The sequence below is a fragment of the Terasakiella sediminum genome (assembly GCF_033100395.1).
Lineage (GTDB): Bacteria > Pseudomonadota > Alphaproteobacteria > Rhodospirillales > Terasakiellaceae > Terasakiella.
The window spans coordinates 103,656-119,774 of record NZ_JAWLVJ010000003.1 but is presented as its reverse complement, the minus strand read 5'-3'; the positions used below and the strand labels follow the sequence as shown (position 1 = coordinate 119,774).

14 protein-coding genes are annotated in these 16,119 nt (G+C 49.7%); 2 read left to right on the top strand and 12 right to left on the bottom strand.

The annotated features are described in order from the left end of the window. The first annotated feature begins 65 nt into the window (after positions 1-65). Positions 66-458, top strand: a complete 393-nt coding sequence (locus RYZ26_RS03110; protein WP_317681688.1) for a hypothetical protein — start codon at positions 66-68, stop codon at positions 456-458. 1 nt (position 459) lies between these two features. Here RYZ26_RS03110 and RYZ26_RS03105 read toward each other — a convergent pair whose 3' ends face one another. The 5 genes from RYZ26_RS03105 to RYZ26_RS03085 form a co-directional block, all read right to left on the bottom strand. Further along, positions 460-1,551: a CaiB/BaiF CoA transferase family protein gene (locus RYZ26_RS03105; protein WP_317681687.1), complete on the bottom strand. Its 1,092-nt coding sequence runs from the start codon at positions 1,549-1,551 to the stop codon at positions 460-462. 65 nt (positions 1,552-1,616) lie between these two features. Beyond that, the gene (gene clpA / locus RYZ26_RS03100; RefSeq protein WP_317681686.1) at positions 1,617-3,935 is read right to left on the bottom strand and encodes an ATP-dependent Clp protease ATP-binding subunit ClpA; all 2,319 of its coding nucleotides are present in this window, start codon (positions 3,933-3,935) and stop codon (positions 1,617-1,619) included. Positions 3,936-3,959: 24 nt separating this feature from the next. Beyond that, entirely contained in the window at positions 3,960-4,286 is a 327-nt protein-coding gene (gene clpS / locus RYZ26_RS03095; protein WP_317681684.1) for an ATP-dependent Clp protease adapter ClpS, read from the bottom strand. Positions 4,287-4,426: 140 nt separating this feature from the next. Next, positions 4,427-5,206, bottom strand: a complete 780-nt coding sequence (locus RYZ26_RS03090; protein ID WP_317681682.1) for a phasin family protein — start codon at positions 5,204-5,206, stop codon at positions 4,427-4,429. 129 nt (positions 5,207-5,335) lie between these two features. Next, complete coding sequence (locus RYZ26_RS03085) at positions 5,336-6,085, bottom strand: hypothetical protein (protein ID WP_317681681.1); 750 nt, start codon at positions 6,083-6,085, stop codon at positions 5,336-5,338. Positions 6,086-6,122: 37 nt separating this feature from the next. Between RYZ26_RS03085 and RYZ26_RS03080 the strand changes: the two genes are divergently transcribed. Then, positions 6,123-7,313, top strand: coding sequence for a serine hydrolase (locus tag RYZ26_RS03080; RefSeq protein WP_317681680.1), 1,191 nt, complete (start codon positions 6,123-6,125; stop codon positions 7,311-7,313). Positions 7,314-7,532: 219 nt separating this feature from the next. Here the strand turns inward: RYZ26_RS03080 and pgmG are convergent, their stop codons facing one another. From pgmG to RYZ26_RS03045, 7 genes are all read right to left on the bottom strand, one after another. Next, positions 7,533-8,912: a phosphoglucomutase/phosphomannomutase PgmG gene (gene pgmG / locus RYZ26_RS03075; protein ID WP_317681679.1), complete on the bottom strand. Its 1,380-nt coding sequence runs from the start codon at positions 8,910-8,912 to the stop codon at positions 7,533-7,535. 71 nt (positions 8,913-8,983) lie between these two features. Continuing rightward, positions 8,984-10,300, bottom strand: coding sequence for a UDP-glucose dehydrogenase family protein (locus RYZ26_RS03070; RefSeq protein WP_317681678.1), 1,317 nt, complete (start codon positions 10,298-10,300; stop codon positions 8,984-8,986). A 29-nt stretch (positions 10,301-10,329) separates the two neighbouring features. After that, on the bottom strand, positions 10,330-11,205 hold the full coding sequence (gene galU, locus RYZ26_RS03065) for a UTP--glucose-1-phosphate uridylyltransferase GalU (RefSeq protein ID WP_317681677.1): 876 nt from the start codon (positions 11,203-11,205) through the stop codon (positions 10,330-10,332). 98 nt (positions 11,206-11,303) lie between these two features. Then, positions 11,304-12,752 (bottom strand): SEL1-like repeat protein, encoded by a 1,449-nt coding sequence (locus tag RYZ26_RS03060; protein ID WP_317681676.1) that lies wholly within the window; start codon positions 12,750-12,752, stop codon positions 11,304-11,306. Then, positions 12,745-13,215 (bottom strand): J domain-containing protein, encoded by a 471-nt coding sequence (locus RYZ26_RS03055; RefSeq protein ID WP_317681674.1) that lies wholly within the window; start codon positions 13,213-13,215, stop codon positions 12,745-12,747. Before RYZ26_RS03055 ends, RYZ26_RS03060 begins: the two co-directional genes overlap by 8 nt. Position 13,216: 1 nt before the next feature. Beyond that, positions 13,217-13,966 carry a division plane positioning ATPase MipZ gene (locus RYZ26_RS03050; RefSeq protein WP_317681673.1) on the bottom strand — a complete coding sequence of 250 codons (750 nt, stop codon included), beginning with the start codon at positions 13,964-13,966 and terminating at the stop codon, positions 13,217-13,219. After that, positions 13,966-16,020 (bottom strand): molybdopterin-dependent oxidoreductase, encoded by a 2,055-nt coding sequence (locus tag RYZ26_RS03045; RefSeq protein ID WP_317681672.1) that lies wholly within the window; start codon positions 16,018-16,020, stop codon positions 13,966-13,968. The genes RYZ26_RS03050 and RYZ26_RS03045 overlap by 1 nt, the downstream gene beginning before the upstream one ends. Between the last annotated feature and the right edge of the window lie 99 nt (positions 16,021-16,119).

The following is a 16,119-nucleotide window of genomic DNA, read 5'->3' as shown; positions in this document are numbered from 1 at the left end:
CATATGGGTGATGCAACCTTACATACTCTCATCATATAGTTATGGAAAGTATATCGGGGGGTATCATGACACTAGCCATTCAAGCACCAGAAGCAGTTGGCATTCCATATATTGATCAGGCACATAACATGATCGCAGACTCTGTGAACAGCCTGTGCGAAGATTTGGCATGTCGTAAACCGCTAAACGACATTCTGGAAAAAGTCGACAAATTGATTGACGACATCCAACCCTATATCAACGAACGCAACAATTGTCAGAACCACAACGCCTGCAAAAACGGGATTGTGGCACAAGACATTATCCTGCGACTTGTCGATCTGCGCAGCACCTTTGCCAACTTTGGCGACGCCATGCCCCCCAGTGTCGCAATTTTAGAAACCCAGCAATGGGCGCAGCTGCATATCTTCAACGAAGGGGCAAAATGCAGCATCTGCCCCAAACGTTGTGCAAACTAAGTTAAAGCGCGTCCAGCACATCCTGAACATCACGTTCAATCATGGCTGTGCGCCCTTTCGGGGCCTGTCCATCAACCCAGGCCGGGAAGCGGATTTCATCACCAAAGGCAATCTGGCGTTCTTTCACATGCGGATGATTTAACACTTCATCAGGCGTGCGGATAGGTTCCATACAGCATTCCGCCGCTACCAGCTTATCTTCCCAATATGATAGACTTTCCGCCTTAAATAATTCGCGCAAAGTTGCGATCAGATTATCCTGTGGCAGCGGTTCGATATGACGCGCCAACAGGTCTTCGCGCCCCACAGCATTGCAGAAATTCTGCCAAAACTTGGGTTCTATCGGGGCAAAGGCAAAATAGCGGCCATCAGCGGTTTCATAGATATTGTAAAAGGCAGCCGCCCCTGTCAGCTCCCCTCGCCCACAATCATCTACCACACCATGATGGGCGGGCGTCAAGGACAAATAGTTCCAACTGAGCGCGGCTTCGAAAAGAGACACATCAATAAAGGCCCCTTTGCCTGTACGTTCGCGACGAAAAAGCCCGGCGAGAATGGCATTCACCGCCTGCATGGCCCCACTGTGATCCGCCATGGGGGGAAAGATCGGCACCGGGCCCGTTTCTGCATGCCCGGTTTGGGACAAGGCCCCGGTCAGAGCAACATAGGTCATATCGTGCCCGGCCTGCTGTGCATAGGGTCCTGTCTGACCAAACCCGGACAAGGCACAATGGATCAGCTTGGGGTTAAGTTCTTTCAGCTCGTCTGGCCCAAACCCAAGACGCGCCATCACACCAGGGCGGAAAGACTCCAGAATGACATCTGATTTTTCTACAAGTAGACGAAAGGCCCTTTTGCCTTCCTCACTTTTCAAATCCAGTTTGATGACCGATTTCCCGGCGTTCAGTTGCTTATAAAGCGGAGAGAGACCATCCTCGCCCGTCATAAAGGCCGTGCGCATGGGGTCACCAAAGGGCGGTTCGATCTTGATTACTTCCGCCCCAAAATCACCCAATGTCATGGTCGCAAAAGGACCGGGGATATATTGAGAAAGATCAAGAACGCGAATACCATCCAGGCAATCATTAAACATAAGAAAAGGCCTCATCAAATTGAATGAGGCCTAATCTACTCACAACATTGTTCAGTTAGCAAACATTATTTTTCAACAGTTGCCGGAACCTTGCTGCCTGACTTCTTGCGTTTTGGTTTGTCACGGATTTCGGTTTCCGGGAATTCAAACGCAAGCGCGCCATCATCCACTTTCACCTTCACCAATCCGCCACTGACCAGCTTGCCGAACAGCAATTCATCCGCCAGTGGCTTTTTGATATGTTCCTGAATGACACGCCCCAATGGACGTGCGCCAAAGTGCTTGTCATAACCTTTCTTGGACAACCATTTGCGGGCAGCCGGTGTCAGTTGGAATTCAACACCGCGATCCGCCAACTGACCTTCCAGTTCCATGATGAACTTATCGACAACCTTGCCAACCACATCCTGTTCCAGATTAGCAAACGGAACGATGGCATCCAGACGGTTGCGGAATTCTGGTGTAAACAGCTTTTCAATCGCTTCCTGATCTTCGCCTTCGCGACTTTCTCGACCAAAGCCAATGGCATTTTTCGCCAAATCAGCCGCACCAGCGTTGGTGGTCATGATCAGAATGACGTTTCTGAAATCAATGGTCTTGCCGTTGTTATCGGTCAGCTTGCCGTGATCCATCACCTGCAGCAGGATGTTGAACAGATCCGGATGGGCCTTTTCAATCTCATCCAGCAGGACGATACAATGGGGATGCTGATCCACGCCATCGGTCAACAAGCCCCCCTGATCAAACCCGACATAGCCAGGAGGGGCGCCGATCAAACGCGACACACTATGACGTTCCATATATTCAGACATATCGAAACGCAACATTTCCACGCCCAATGTCATGGACAATTGTCGCGCCACTTCCGTTTTACCAACCCCTGTGGGGCCGGAGAACAGATAAGACCCGATCGGCTTATCCGGTTCACGCAAACCTGCACGCGACAATTTGATGGCCGTAGACAGCTTATCAATCGCCGCATCCTGACCAAAGACCATGCGTTTCAAGTCGCCTTCCAGGCTACGCAATGCTTCTTTATCATCTGTCGAAACGGTTTTAGGCGGGATGCGAGCGATTTTGGAAACCGTATCTTCCACATCCTTGACCGTCACAGTCTTGCGACGTTTGTTGGCTGGCAGCAACATACGTGAGGCACCGACCTCATCAATCACATCGATGGCTTTATCAGGAAGCTTGCGATCCCCTATGTAGCGTGCAGACAATTCAACAGCAGACACAATCGCATCGGACGTGTAGCGCACCTTGTGATGTTCTTCATAATAAGGTTTCAGGCCACGCAGGATTTTGACAGCATCATCAATGGATGGTTCAGCGATATCGATTTTCTGGAAACGACGCACGAGGGCGCGGTCTTTTTCAAAATGACCACGATATTCTTTATAAGTGGTCGATCCAATACAACGCAACGACCCATTGGCAAGCGAAGGTTTTAGCAGGTTTGAAGCATCCATCGCCCCGCCACTTGTGGCCCCTGCCCCAATGACCGTGTGAATTTCGTCGATAAACAAAACAGCATGGGGACGTTTTTCCAGTTCTTTGACAACTGCTTTCAAACGTTCTTCAAAGTCACCGCGATAGCGCGTCCCGGCCAGCAAACTGCCCATATCCAGCGAATAAATGATGGCTTCGTCCAGAACTTCCGGTACCTGCTTTTTAACGATACGCAGCGCAAGACCTTCTGCAATGGCCGTTTTACCCACACCGGGGTCACCCACATACAGCGGGTTGTTCTTGGAACGACGGCACAGCACCTGAATTGTACGGTCCAGTTCAGCCTGACGGCCGATCAGTGGATCGATTTTACCTTCATTGGCTTTGTCATTCAGGTTGACGCAATAGCTGTCCAGTGCTTTTGCGCCATCGCCAGACTCTTCATCATCTTCCAGATCTTCATCCGTGCCATGCACCGCGCGTTCTTCGGACAGACCGGGCACTTTGGCAATGCCGTGGGAAATATAGTTCACCGCATCCAGACGTGTCATTTCCTGAATAGAAAGGAAGTAAACCGCATGCGATTCCCGTTCAGAAAACAAGGCAACCAGCACATTGGCCCCGGTGACTTCTTCCCGGCCCGAGGACTGCACATGAATGGCTGCACGCTGGATCACACGCTGGAAACCGCTGGTAGGCGATGGTTCCACAGGGGTATCACTGCGCAGATCGTTCAGTTCTTCTTCCAAGAACGCATTTAGATCATCGCGCAACTGATCAATGGAGATATCGCAAGCCCGAAGGACCGCAATCGCATCCGGGTCTTCAATGAGAGAAAGGAGCAGATGCTCCAATGTTGACATTTCGTGTCGGCGCTCCGTCGCCAAAGCGAGAGCGCGATGAAGGGTTTGTTCGAGATTTCTTGACAGCATATATTATGTCCCTTCGCTTATTATTTAATCTTTTTCCACTGAGCACTGTAAAGGGTGTTGATGTTGCTTTGCCAGGTCCATGACCTGTGTTGCCTTGGTCTCGGCAACGTCATAGGTAAAGACCCCGCAAAGACCGACGCCTTTGGTATGGACATGAAGCATAATCTGTGTCGCTTCATCCTGATTTTTCCCAAAGAAACGTTCCAGAACATGAACGACAAATTCCATCGGTGTGTAGTCGTCATTCAACAACAACACCTTATACATAGAAGGCTTTTTGGTTTTGCTGCGTGTCTTTACCGCAATACCAACATCGCCGTCATCATCATGTCTATTGTCTTTGTTACTCATTTTACTCAAGTCACTTAATGGTTGGGTTTCTATAATATTAGTCTGTTTTGTGATTGATGTAAGGGGCAAAATAAAAAAAGCGCGCAAGGTGAAAATTCACCCGGCACGCTTTTTTAAAAAATGAAAGCTGAGTGCTTAGATTAAGCAGCTTTTTCGCTTACTTTTTCTACGCCAGCTTCGAAACGCTCTTTCAGAGGCTTAGCAGCTTCTTCAGCGATCTTTGTAGAAGCTTCCTGAATGCGACCAGCATCAGCGATCAGCTTGTCGTAGCCAGTTTTCAGAAGTTCAGTTTGCAACTCAGCAACTTCCTGAGGTGTTTTGCATTCGAAGATTTTCTTGGAAGCTTCAACGTTGCCTTCGATAGCAGCTTTAGTGATCTCAGTTACCAGAGTAGCAACGTCCTGAACACCTTTGGCAGCGATAGAGGAAGACTTAACGAAAGCGTCTACGTTCTCTTTAGAGAAAGACAGTGCATCTTCGTAAGATTTGAAGGCATCAACGCCTTCGACTTTAAAGAATTTTTCCATTTGTTCTTTACCGAAATCCATCATTTCGTTGTAACCTTCTTGAATTTGAGTGGAGAATTGTTCGAATTGTACTTCGAAGTCAGTAGCTGGAGCTGCAGGCGTTGCAGGAACTTCAGCTTTAGGCGCAGCAGGCTTCGGTGCAGCAGCTTTTGGCGCTTCTGCTTTCGGAGCTTGCGAAACTGGTTTTGATTCTGTTTTAGCAGCTGGCTTAGCCGCAGGCGCTTTCGCGGCAGGCTTGGCTGCTGGTTTTGCGGCAGCTGGCTTGGCAGCAGCGGGTGCAGCTTTCGCTGGCGCAGCCTTCGCAGCAGTCGCTTTAGGGGCAGCAGGCTTTTTAGCAGGCGCTTTCGGAGCAGCTTTAGCAGCAGCAGGTGTCTTGTTAGCAGGGGTAGTCATCTTCAACCTCACCAGCGAAAATACGTTAATCCGGTCGCTGCCAAATGCCCATTGCATTGCAGCATTGAAGACACCTTACCGATGTTTTTGCAGTGCGTCAATAATATTTTTCGCACCGCAACAAAATTGTCACTTACTTGTGCCACCCGCAAATCCGACCAAGCCGTTTTCGCCCACTTCCAATACAAATGGGCGGGCGTTAATGACACTGCCCCAAATGTCTGTTTTACTCAAAACTCTCGGTTTTACAGGTTTTACGCCTGTCACATCCAACCCGAGAAGCAGGTCATCAAAGGCCATATCGTCCCAATGGGGTGTGCCCCACAGATACGCATCAAAGTGGAATTCACCATCCACACAAGCAGCCACGGTCCAATAGAATTTATCTGATGAAAGACGTAACCCCTTCTGATTATTGTGCAACGCACCACTCTCTTTAAGCGTTTTCCTAACTATATCTAGAAGCTTGTCATTGATCACCAAATCTTCCTGCACCCCACGCCAAGGCGCCAGCAAATCATCTGTCTTCAAATTATTCAGATAAGCTTCACCGCGAACCTGCATGGTAATTTTCTTTGAATAAAAGAAGACGTCATAGCTACGGGTCTGATGTTGATAGATGCCGTTATAGACAAAGCGGTACCTGTCCGTGCCCAGATCGGCACAAACCTTGCGTATATCATCTCCGTTCACATAGCTAAACCAATTGAATTTACGCGAAATTGGGTCATTTGGCCCCAAACCACCAGTACAAGAGGCGGCAAAAATGACCATACACAGGGCAAAAACTGATCGAATAAGTGACATTTTTTCTATAACTCCGCCGCTTTCTTTACTCTTTCTTATCAAACTCAATGCACACTGATGAGTAAGTTTCACTCGACCTTAAGCTCTTGATGACATAGGCTGCAAGCACATGATGAAAAATTTTATAAATAATGCATCTCAACGCACCGGAAAAAAACTCGCCATTGGCGCGGTTGCTTTTATGCTGCTGATGGGCGCGGGCTTCACCTCCCCTGCTGTTGCTAAATATGCCTCTTTCGTCATGGATGCCGATACAGGCCGTGTCCTTCATAGTGTGAATGCCGATACCCGCAATTACCCGGCCTCTCTCACCAAAATGATGACGCTGTTTATGTTGTTTGAAGCACTTGAAAAGAAACAAGTCAGCCTGAACACCAAAATGCGTGTCTCACGCCGCGCGACCTGGCAGCCGCCATCCCGTCTCGGCCTGAAACGCGGCTCTCACATCCGTGTGGAAGATGCCATTTATGCGCTTGTAACCAAATCAGCCAACGATGTGGCGACTGTTGTTGCCGAAAAGCTCGGTGGGACAGAATGGGAATTTGCCAAGGCAATGACCAAGCGGGCCAAACAGATCGGCATGAAAAGCACCAATTTCCGCAACGCCTCCGGCCTGCCCAACCGTCGCCAGCTCAGCACCGCGCGCGATATGGCGGTTTTGGGCAACGAACTTTGGAAACGCTTTCCACAATATTACAAGTATTTCAAGACACAGAAATGGACCTACAAAGGCCGCACCTACGGCAACCATAACAAGCTGATGAAGAAATATGACGGTATGGACGGCATTAAGACCGGCTATATCCGTGCTTCCGGCTTTAACCTGGTTTCTTCTGTAAACCGCGGCGGTCACCGTCTGATCGGTGTTGTCTTTGGCGGCAAGACCTCTAACAAACGAAACGCCATTATGGAACGCATTCTGGATAAAGCGTTCAACAAAGTCGATCCACATATGATGGCGGCTTACACAAAGAAGAAAAAGGTCAAACAGGCCAAGAAAACCAACGCCATCATAGCCAAACGGCGCTCTACCGCCTGGGGTGTACAGGTTGGCGCCTTCAACACCATCAAAAAAGCCCGCGTTCAGGCCAATGCCGCGATCAAACGTGCGCCCAGCTATCTGACAGGCGCCAAGACAAAAGTGGTTCCGCTTAAAAACGGCAACAAAAAAGTCTACCGCGCCCGTGTGGTCGGCGTTGAAAAACGCGAAGCCTACCGCGCCTGTAAAGCCCTTAAACGTATGAAGCAACCCTGTATGGTCTTTCGAAACAAAACCCAGGTGGCTTTGAACAAGCGCTAATCTGAATACGAAAAACCCCGGATGATTTGTCCGAGGTTTTGTTTTATGTAACCAGCATATGTCGTCATTCCACACGCTCCCTCCATTGTCATCCCCGTGAAAACGGGGACCCAGAAATGCGTGTATCCCAGACCGCCTGGGTTCCCGCTTTTACGGGAATGACGGGTGGAGAGAGGTATCTCTTATCACCCCACAACATGTGCGAGGTGACAGGAACAATCACATCTCAGGTGCTTCGATGTTGCTGGCTTCGAGCTGTTCTACCAGGCTGGCTTTCAAGCGTTCAAGCCCGGCCTCATCCTTGGCTTCACAGCGCGCCACCAGCACGGGCTGGGTGTTTGACGCACGAAGCAGCCACCAGCCGTCTTCGGTCACCACACGCACGCCATCAACGGCGATGACTTCAACTCTGTCATCACTTGCCAAACGCGCTTTAACCTCTTCGGCTACATCGAATTTGCGTTCTTCAGCACAGTCAAAGCGGATTTCCGGGGTGTTGACCATCTTGGGCATGGCATCCAGCATGTCGTCGAGTTTCTCATCTGTCTGGGTGAGGATAGAGATCAGGCGGATGGCGGCGTAGAGCGCATCGTCAAAACCGTAATAGCCATCTTTAAAGAAGATATGGCCGCTCATTTCCCCGGCGAAGGGGGACGACAGTTCTTTCATCTTGGACTTGATCAGCGAATGCCCTGTCTTCCACATCATGGGCTCGCCCCCCATGCGGGCGACTTCGTCAAAGAGAACCTGCGACGCCTTAACATCTGCAATGATGGTAGAACCGGGTTTGCGTGACAGGATTTCTTTTGCCCAGACAACCATCAACTGATCGCCCCAAAGCACACGACCCTGACTGTCCACCACACCGATGCGATCGCCATCACCATCAAAGGCAATGCCGAGATCACAGCCTTTGGAACGCACGGCATCTTTCAAATCCGCCAGGTTCTTTTCGACCGTAGGGTCCGGGTGGTGGTTGGGGAAGTTGCCGTCAATATCGGCATACAAAAGGAAGTGTTTGCCCGGCAGCTTGTCACACATCATGGTCATGGCTTCACCTGCTACACCGTTTCCAGCATCCCAAGCGATTTTCAGCTCTTTACCCGGTTTAAAATCAGCCAGCATCCGTTCCACATAGGCATCCAGCATCAGGTGCGTTTCCGTGCTGCCTTCACCGCTTTCGTAATCTTCTTTTTCAGCAATAACACCCAGGTCCTGAATGTCGGCACCAAAGAAAGACAGCCCGGACATCATCATCTTCATGCCATTGTAATCTGGCGGGTTGTGGGACCCGGTGATCATCAGACCTGCATCCGTTTCAAGGGCGTAGGTAGCATAGTAAAGCATGGGCGTTGGACCACGACCTACTTCAAAGACCTTGAGCCCACAAGCCATCAGGCCGCGCACAGCAGCCGCTGCCAGACCGGGGGAGCTGAGACGTCCATCATATCCAACGGCAACCGATTTGCCCCCTGCCCGCTTGATCCGGGTGCCAAACGCGCGGCCCAGGGTTTCGACGACTTCTTCGGTGAAAGTATCGCCGACGATGCCACGGATGTCATATTCACGAAGGATGGTTGGATTGATGATAGAAGTCATAAAGATAGTCCATTCAATATATAAAAAGAGAGCCCCGAGCCAGGGGGCCGGAGCTCTCAATCAAAGTCTGTTTAGTCGGCCAGTTTTGGGCGACCGATGCAGGTATAATCAAACCCTGCTTCTTTCATTTCCACACGGTTGTAGATGTTGCGCAAGTCAATCATGACAGGTGCATTCAACAGCTCTTTCATACGGTCTTTATCCAGCATGCGGAACTCATTCCATTCCGTGATGATGACCAAAGCATCCGCACCGTCCATGGTGTCATAGGAATTTTCTTTCCACTCCACACCCGGCAACATTTCTTTGGCTTCACCCATGGCTTCAGGGTCAAACGCAGCAATCGACGCGCCTGCTTTTTGCAGGGCCGGGATAATGTCCAGACTGGGTGAATCGCGCATGTCGTCTGTATTTGGCTTAAAGGCCACACCCAGAACAGCGATTTTCTTACCGTCAACAGAACCACCACAGGCCGCAACGACTTTGTCAGCCATTTTCAGTTTACGTTCTTTGTTTACATCAACAACGGTTTCGATGATTTTCAACGGGCTGTTGTAGTCCTGCGCTGTTTTCACCAGTGCCAATGTGTCTTTCGGGAAGCAGGACCCCCCATAACCAGGGCCTGCATGCAGGAATTTCTTGCCGATGCGACCGTCAAGGCCGATGCCTTTGGCAACCTGCTGAACGTCCGCGCCCACTTCTTCACACAGGTCTGCGATTTCGTTGATGAAAGTGATCTTGGCAGCAAGGAACGTGTTGGCAGCGTATTTGATCAGCTCAGACGTGCGACGTTCTGTAAACAGGATCGGTGTCTCGATCAGGAACAAAGGACGATACAGCTGACGCATCACATCTTGGGCACGCTCACTTTCCGTACCGATAACAACTCGATCAGGGCGCATGAAATCTTCGATGGCAGAACCTTCACGCAGGAATTCAGGGTTGGAAACCACATCAAATTCCGCATCCGGGCGGGTTTCGCGGATGATTTTTTCGACTTCATCACCTGTGCCAACGGGAACAGTGGATTTAGTCACAACAACGGTGTAACCATCCATGGCTTCCGCAATTTCTTTAGCAGCCGCATAAACATATGACAGATCGGCATGACCATCGCCACGACGCGTTGGTGTGCCCACAGCGATAAAGACCGCATCTGCGCCTTTGACAGCTTCTTTCAGATCCGTGGTAAATTCCAGACGACCGCCGGAAACGTTGTTTTCAACCAATTTATCGAGGCCCGGCTCGTAAATCGGCATGATGTTTTCATGCAGGTTATCGATTTTCTTTACGTCTTTATCGACGCAAACAACGTTTGTACCAAATTCTGAAAAACATGCACCGGACACAAGTCCTACATAGCCGGTACCGATCATTGCAATACGCATGGGATTTCCTTAACGCGTTGTAGTAAAAATTATTTTGTGAAGTTTTCAAGCAGGTCCTGAACGCGATCACGCAGATCATCACGGTCCAGCGCAAATGCGATATTTGCCTCGATAAACCCGATTTTTGATCCGCAGTCATAGCGACGACCATCGAAACGCAGACCTCTAAAGTCCACACGATCCATGGTCTTTGCCATGGCATCGGTCAATTGAACTTCGTTTCCTGCACCGCGTTCCTGCTTATCCAGTTCCTTGAACACTTCCGGCTGAAGAACGTAACGCCCGATGATGGACAGATTACTTGGCGCATCTTCTGGCTTTGGCTTTTCAACCAGACCATCAGCCTTGGCAATGCGTCCATCATCTTCGGTGACTTTCAGCACACCATATTTGTTTGTTTCTTCGCGTGGCACTTCTTCAATTGCCACCACGTTACCGCCTGTCTCGTTATAGACGTCGATCATCTGTTTGAGACAGCATTTGTCTTTTGCCAGCACCAGATCATCGGCAAGCAAAACGGCGAATGGTTCATCACCGATCAGTTCTTTTGCACACCAGACGGCATGACCGAGACCACTTGGCTTCATCTGACGGGTATAAAAGACCGATCCGGGTTTTGGTAGAATATCCAGAACCGTTTTATGAATTTCGTCCTTACCCTTTTCCAACAGGGTGTCTTCCAATTCGTGGGAATGATCAAAGTGATCTTCCAGCGCTGTCTTTCCGCGACCGGTAACAAAGATAAATTGTTCAATACCAGCGTCGATCGCTTCTTCAACCGCATATTGGATCAGCGGTTTATCTACAACAGGCAACATTTCTTTTGGCATTGCTTTTGTTGCAGGAAGGAAACGGGTACCTAATCCCCCAACTGGGAACACCGCTTTCCTGACAGGCTTGGTCATACTTTTCCCCTAGACATCATCATGATCTTTCAAACACGGCTTTGTGCCACAGCGAATTGTTTAGCACAAGTGACGGGTTTGTGAAACGTGAACTAAATTTAATTGTCTTTTTTGTTGAGATAGTCTTTCCAAGCCGTTCTTGCTTTCTTGCAACCTTTGAATTTTATCGTGCGCGCAACCTTGCTTTGCGACATCTTTAATGCGGCTGCTGCCTTCACCTGCCAGAAGGTTGCCTCGCAATTCAACTTTGCCACACCTTCAGGGCCGGATTTATCCCATTGTTCAATCAGTTCTTTTTGTTTCCCTACCTGATTGGTGAACATATCCTGGGCGGCTTTCATATCGCCCTGCAGGGCACGCAGGATGGCGTCTTCACGTTTTTTACCATCGACTTTGCCCTTGAAGCCTTCGATCATCATATGCTGCTGAATTTGTGTCCCGATACGCACCAGATGGAGAATCACATCCTCGCTTTCTTCAAACACAAGTTTCCGGGTAATAACCCCAATGCGTTTTTCCGGCTGACTGCGCAGATAATCATAGCGCGCAAGTGATTTTTCCTGCCCCAGACGGCTCAGGTGATAGCGTGATGGCGGCATATAGTGGATTTCATCAATCAGATTGACCTTATCGCGCATCACCACCGGAAGATTACGCACGTTCTTTATCGCCTCTTTTAACAGAGATAAAAACCGATCCGTCTTCACATCCCCATAAAGCGACCCATATAGCTTAATCGCCCCATAGTTGGACGCGATCTGGTCAGCAAAAGTCGCATCCTTGATTTCATCAAACAAACGGCGTTGGGTCGCAAGAATAAGGGCAAAGCTTAATTGCCGGGATGTCTTGTCACGCAAATACCCGGATGAAACCTGAAGCCAACCATTTTCTATATCCCATCCTACGTAGCGATCTGCGCCTTTGCCTTCGATAATCTCAAAAGCCGGGATGAGGTCTGCCAACGGGCTTAAGATCGGCGCGACCTGATCGGTGATCAATAAAGCTTCTTCCAGACGCAGGCCAAACTGAACGAAGACATCTTCATCCAATCCTTCGGAACGGATCACCGGGAAGCGCCCGATAACTTTGAAATCATCATCCCCGTCATCCGGTGCGTCTGCGGAAAAACAATCCGGCTTTTTCGGACGCCAATCATTGGCCCAGGCAAGACCTGCTTCCGATACTGCATGTCGGGCAGACTCAACTGCACTTTTTAAAATTTTCTGTGCATCCTTATCCCCGCCCCAGGCGGCAAGGCGCGCCCACATGATGGCTTTTTCCAGCGCCATGTCTTCGCGGGATTCTTCCAGATAATAAAGGGCCGCATGACGTTGGGCAGGTGCAACACCGATATCAGCAAGACGCAGAAAGCTTTTAAAAGCGCTATCCTCATCCCCCAAATTCTTGCGTTTAAGTGCTGCCTTATAAGACGACAGCACCGTATCGATATCACAAAAATCAGAGGCCTGAACCGACGTCGGCGTAGAGAACAAGAGACCACATAGAACCCCTGCCCCCATCAAAGCTTTAACAGAGGATTTAATCATTCAACAGCACATCCTTTGCCTGATTGATCTGGGCGGCATGTTCATCTGATCCACCCAGATCAGGATGCGCTTCCTTGATCTTGCGGTGATAGGCGGCTTTGATTTCTTCCGGTGAAGAATCTTCATCCAGTTCAAGGACCTCCAGCGCCTGCTTGCGTGTCATCGGACCCTTTTTAGGATCAGGTGTCTGGATTTTCCCGGCACCGAATATACCCTTAAGTGCCCGCCCAAGCTGCATAATCATGCGAAATCGCTGAAACCAGATAAATAAGGCTGGCAATCCGGCAAATGCCAAAGCGAGCTTACCACTTAGCGCCAACCAAACCACAAACAGGATCAACAGAACACCACCGCCCCATTTCATGGCATGGATGACCGCTTTTGGGTCAGCCTGGGCAAACCATTGCAGCAAGGTATAAGCCACAATCAAAAAAGCGAGGATCAGAACGAGATAAAACAGCATGTTATTTCAGGCAGGGTAAATTAATCGCTTCCACTAAGGTACGCACCTCTTGTCTAGCTGCCAAGTGGGACATGGATAATTCTTCGCCCTTCAAGTCCATCATGGTCAGGCCTTTTAGGAAAAGTTCCCGATAGATCACCCGTTCCCCAAAACCCGGGACAAAGCGACAGCCCAGACGTTTGGACATTTCCGTCAAAAGCTTTTCCATATCCCGCTTGTTACGCGCATCCAGATGACTGAGGCGATTTCGCATCACGATCCAATCAATCCGCGCGCCATTTTGGTCCAGCGCTTTCTTCTGGCGTTGCTGCCAGATGGTCTCGGCATAATGACTTGGGCTTTTGATGGTCATTTTAGCAGGATCGACGCGGGCGAGCACATCCAGATCAATAAAGCTGTCATTCAGCGGGGTGATCAGCGTATCGGCCAGTGAATGGGCCAACACACCCAAGGGCGTATGATGACCGGGCGTATCAATGATGATGACATCTTCAGCCTCTTTCAAGCGGGCAAAGGCATCCTGAAAATGGCCATTGTCTTCAGTGATGCGCACATGATCCGGGCTGCGCAACAGACGGTCTGATTTCGTCCTGTTTTCGATATAGCGCGACAGCGTGCCCTGGCGTTGGTCCAGGTCTAAACTGCCGACATTCAACCCTTGTTCCAACAGGCCCGCAATGACATGCATGGCGGTGGTGGATTTACCCGTCCCACCCTTTTCATTCCCGAAAACAATGACATGCGCATTCATTACTGATGCACCTTCAACCAGACAGAGGTATCGTGATAAACCGCCCCATTATTGGGGTAACCCGGATCACTGGACACAAGACCATTAATCCCGCGTCCTTCGATAAAGGAACTTGCAGGCCAGATGCCTTCGACAACCAATGTATCTTCATGCTGACCTTTGGCCCCAACCGCATTTAACAGCACACTGCCCTGTTCATTGCCAATGCGCACGAGATCACCATCGACAACGCCAATTTTGCGCATAATGCGGCTATGAATCAGCACTTCTGGGCAACGTTCCTTGATGCGCGATGTCTTGGTTTCTGTAAAAGACGAATTCAGGAAATTTTGTGCCGGAGGCGTGATCAGGCGGAATGGTTTTTCGTCCGTCTTTTCATCAATGATGTCCCAATGATCGGGAAAGGCTGGCATGTCCTTGCCCTTTGGCCCCATATTCTTCCAGTCCGGTTTGAAATGGAATTTACGGTCCGGTGTTTCAAACCCGTTGATGAAATGCGACTCTTCAAAGCTTGGATAAAGGTCATGTCCGGTCTTTTCAATCAAACTATCCGCGTTCGGATAGCCAGATGCCGCCAGTGTTTCTTCAACAATCTCCAGCGAAGTTTTTTCAAAACCTTCGTGCCTGGCATTCAAACGTTTTGCAAGTTCACAGAGAACCTCGTGATTGGACTTACATTCGCCCGGGGCCTCAATCACTTTTTTACCGACCTGAAGCGTACCGTGGGCACTGGCTGTATAAAGATCATCATGTTCCAAAAACATCGTGGCAGGCAGGACAATATCGGCATATTTCGCCGTTTCCGTCATGAATTGTTCATGCACACAAGTAAACAAATCTTCACGCGCAAAGCCTTTGCGCACGGCTTCTGAATTCGGGGCAACGATTAAAGGGTTTGTATTTTGGATAAACAATGCCTTCACCTGTGGACCGCCCAGCAAGGCTTCTTTGCTGCCACACAAGATCTCCCCAATGCGTGATTGATCAAGGGTTCGAACAGATGGATCAATCACATCCAGCCCTTCAATCAGGGTAGTATTTAGCTTGGCAAGGTCTCCCTGCCCATAAAGCGCCCCACCGCCTTCAACCATCCACGCCCCCGTAACCGCTGGTAGGCAACTGACCGCATGCATGTTATGTGCGCCGTTGCGCGAACGGGTCATACCATGGCCGACACGGATAAAGCTTTTCTTGGTACTGCCATATAGACGGGCAAAAGATTCAATGGAATGGGCGGGTACGCCTGTGATTTCTGCCGCCCATTCCGGTGTTTTATCTTTCAGATGTTCTTCAAATTCACCCGGAACATCCGTGTATTTTTCCAGATAATCGCGATCCGCATAGCCTTCTTTAAACAACACATGCATCACCGCGCAAGCCAGCGCCCCATCCGTTCCCGGACGAACGGCCAAATGAAGATGCGATTTATCGGCTGTCTTGTTTTTATATGGGTCAACAACAACCAGCTTGGCGCCGTTCTTCACCCCTTTTAAGGCATGGGTCATCAGATGGATTTGACTGGAAACCGCATTCAAGCCCCAGATGACGATCAGATCGGACTTTTCCATTTCCAAAACATTAGTGCCGCGCTTGCTGCCCGTCCCAGCCGTCCATCCCGGGCCAGACAGACCAACACAGTATGTCCCCTGCATCTTGGAATATTTCTTGGCATGCGTCAGACGATTGATTCCGTCGCGCATCACATGCCCCATTGTTCCGGCATAATAAAATGGCCAGATGGAATCTGCCCCAAAGACCTGTTCTGTCTGCAAAAGGCGAGAGGATACTTCTTCCAAAGCTTCATCCCAACTGATCCGTTCAAACTGCCCGGAGCCTTTGGGACCAATCCGTTTTAAAGGGTGCATCAGACGATCTTCGTGGTGAATACGTTCGGCATAGCGCGCGACCTTGCCGCAGACCAGACCATTGGTAAATGGATTATCCTTGCTGCCATTGACCTTGCCAATGCGGGTATCACTTAGACGTTCAACCTCAACCGGGCAAACGCTTGGGCAGTCGTGTGGGCAGACAGACTTCACAATTTCAGAACACATGGGGGAAAGCTCTTTTTGAGTGATTAAAAATACCTGGCGACAATGTAGTGCGATTGCTTGCCTTTTTGCAAGCAACACAGTAGGGTCGGGCAAAGTTTC

What these genes read in the sequence shown, in the direction of transcription:
- RYZ26_RS03110 (WP_317681688.1), top strand. Translation starts at nt 66, where the DNA reads ATGACACTAGCCATTCAAGCACCAGAAGCAGTTGGCATTCCATATATT.
- RYZ26_RS03105 (WP_317681687.1), bottom strand. Translation starts at nt 1,551, where the DNA reads ATGTTTAATGATTGCCTGGATGGTATTCGCGTTCTTGATCTTTCTCAA.
- clpA (WP_317681686.1), bottom strand. Translation starts at nt 3,935, where the DNA reads ATGCTGTCAAGAAATCTCGAACAAACCCTTCATCGCGCTCTCGCTTTG.
- clpS (WP_317681684.1), bottom strand. Translation starts at nt 4,286, where the DNA reads ATGAGTAACAAAGACAATAGACATGATGATGACGGCGATGTTGGTATT.
- RYZ26_RS03090 (WP_317681682.1), bottom strand. Translation starts at nt 5,206, where the DNA reads ATGACTACCCCTGCTAACAAGACACCTGCTGCTGCTAAAGCTGCTCCG.
- RYZ26_RS03080 (WP_317681680.1), top strand. Translation starts at nt 6,123, where the DNA reads ATGATGAAAAATTTTATAAATAATGCATCTCAACGCACCGGAAAAAAA.
- pgmG (WP_317681679.1), bottom strand. Translation starts at nt 8,912, where the DNA reads ATGACTTCTATCATCAATCCAACCATCCTTCGTGAATATGACATCCGT.
- RYZ26_RS03070 (WP_317681678.1), bottom strand. Translation starts at nt 10,300, where the DNA reads ATGCGTATTGCAATGATCGGTACCGGCTATGTAGGACTTGTGTCCGGT.
- galU (WP_317681677.1), bottom strand. Translation starts at nt 11,205, where the DNA reads ATGACCAAGCCTGTCAGGAAAGCGGTGTTCCCAGTTGGGGGATTAGGT.
- RYZ26_RS03060 (WP_317681676.1), bottom strand. Translation starts at nt 12,752, where the DNA reads ATGATTAAATCCTCTGTTAAAGCTTTGATGGGGGCAGGGGTTCTATGT.
- RYZ26_RS03055 (WP_317681674.1), bottom strand. Translation starts at nt 13,215, where the DNA reads ATGCTGTTTTATCTCGTTCTGATCCTCGCTTTTTTGATTGTGGCTTAT.
- RYZ26_RS03050 (WP_317681673.1), bottom strand. Translation starts at nt 13,966, where the DNA reads ATGAATGCGCATGTCATTGTTTTCGGGAATGAAAAGGGTGGGACGGGT.
- RYZ26_RS03045 (WP_317681672.1), bottom strand. Translation starts at nt 16,020, where the DNA reads ATGTGTTCTGAAATTGTGAAGTCTGTCTGCCCACACGACTGCCCAAGC.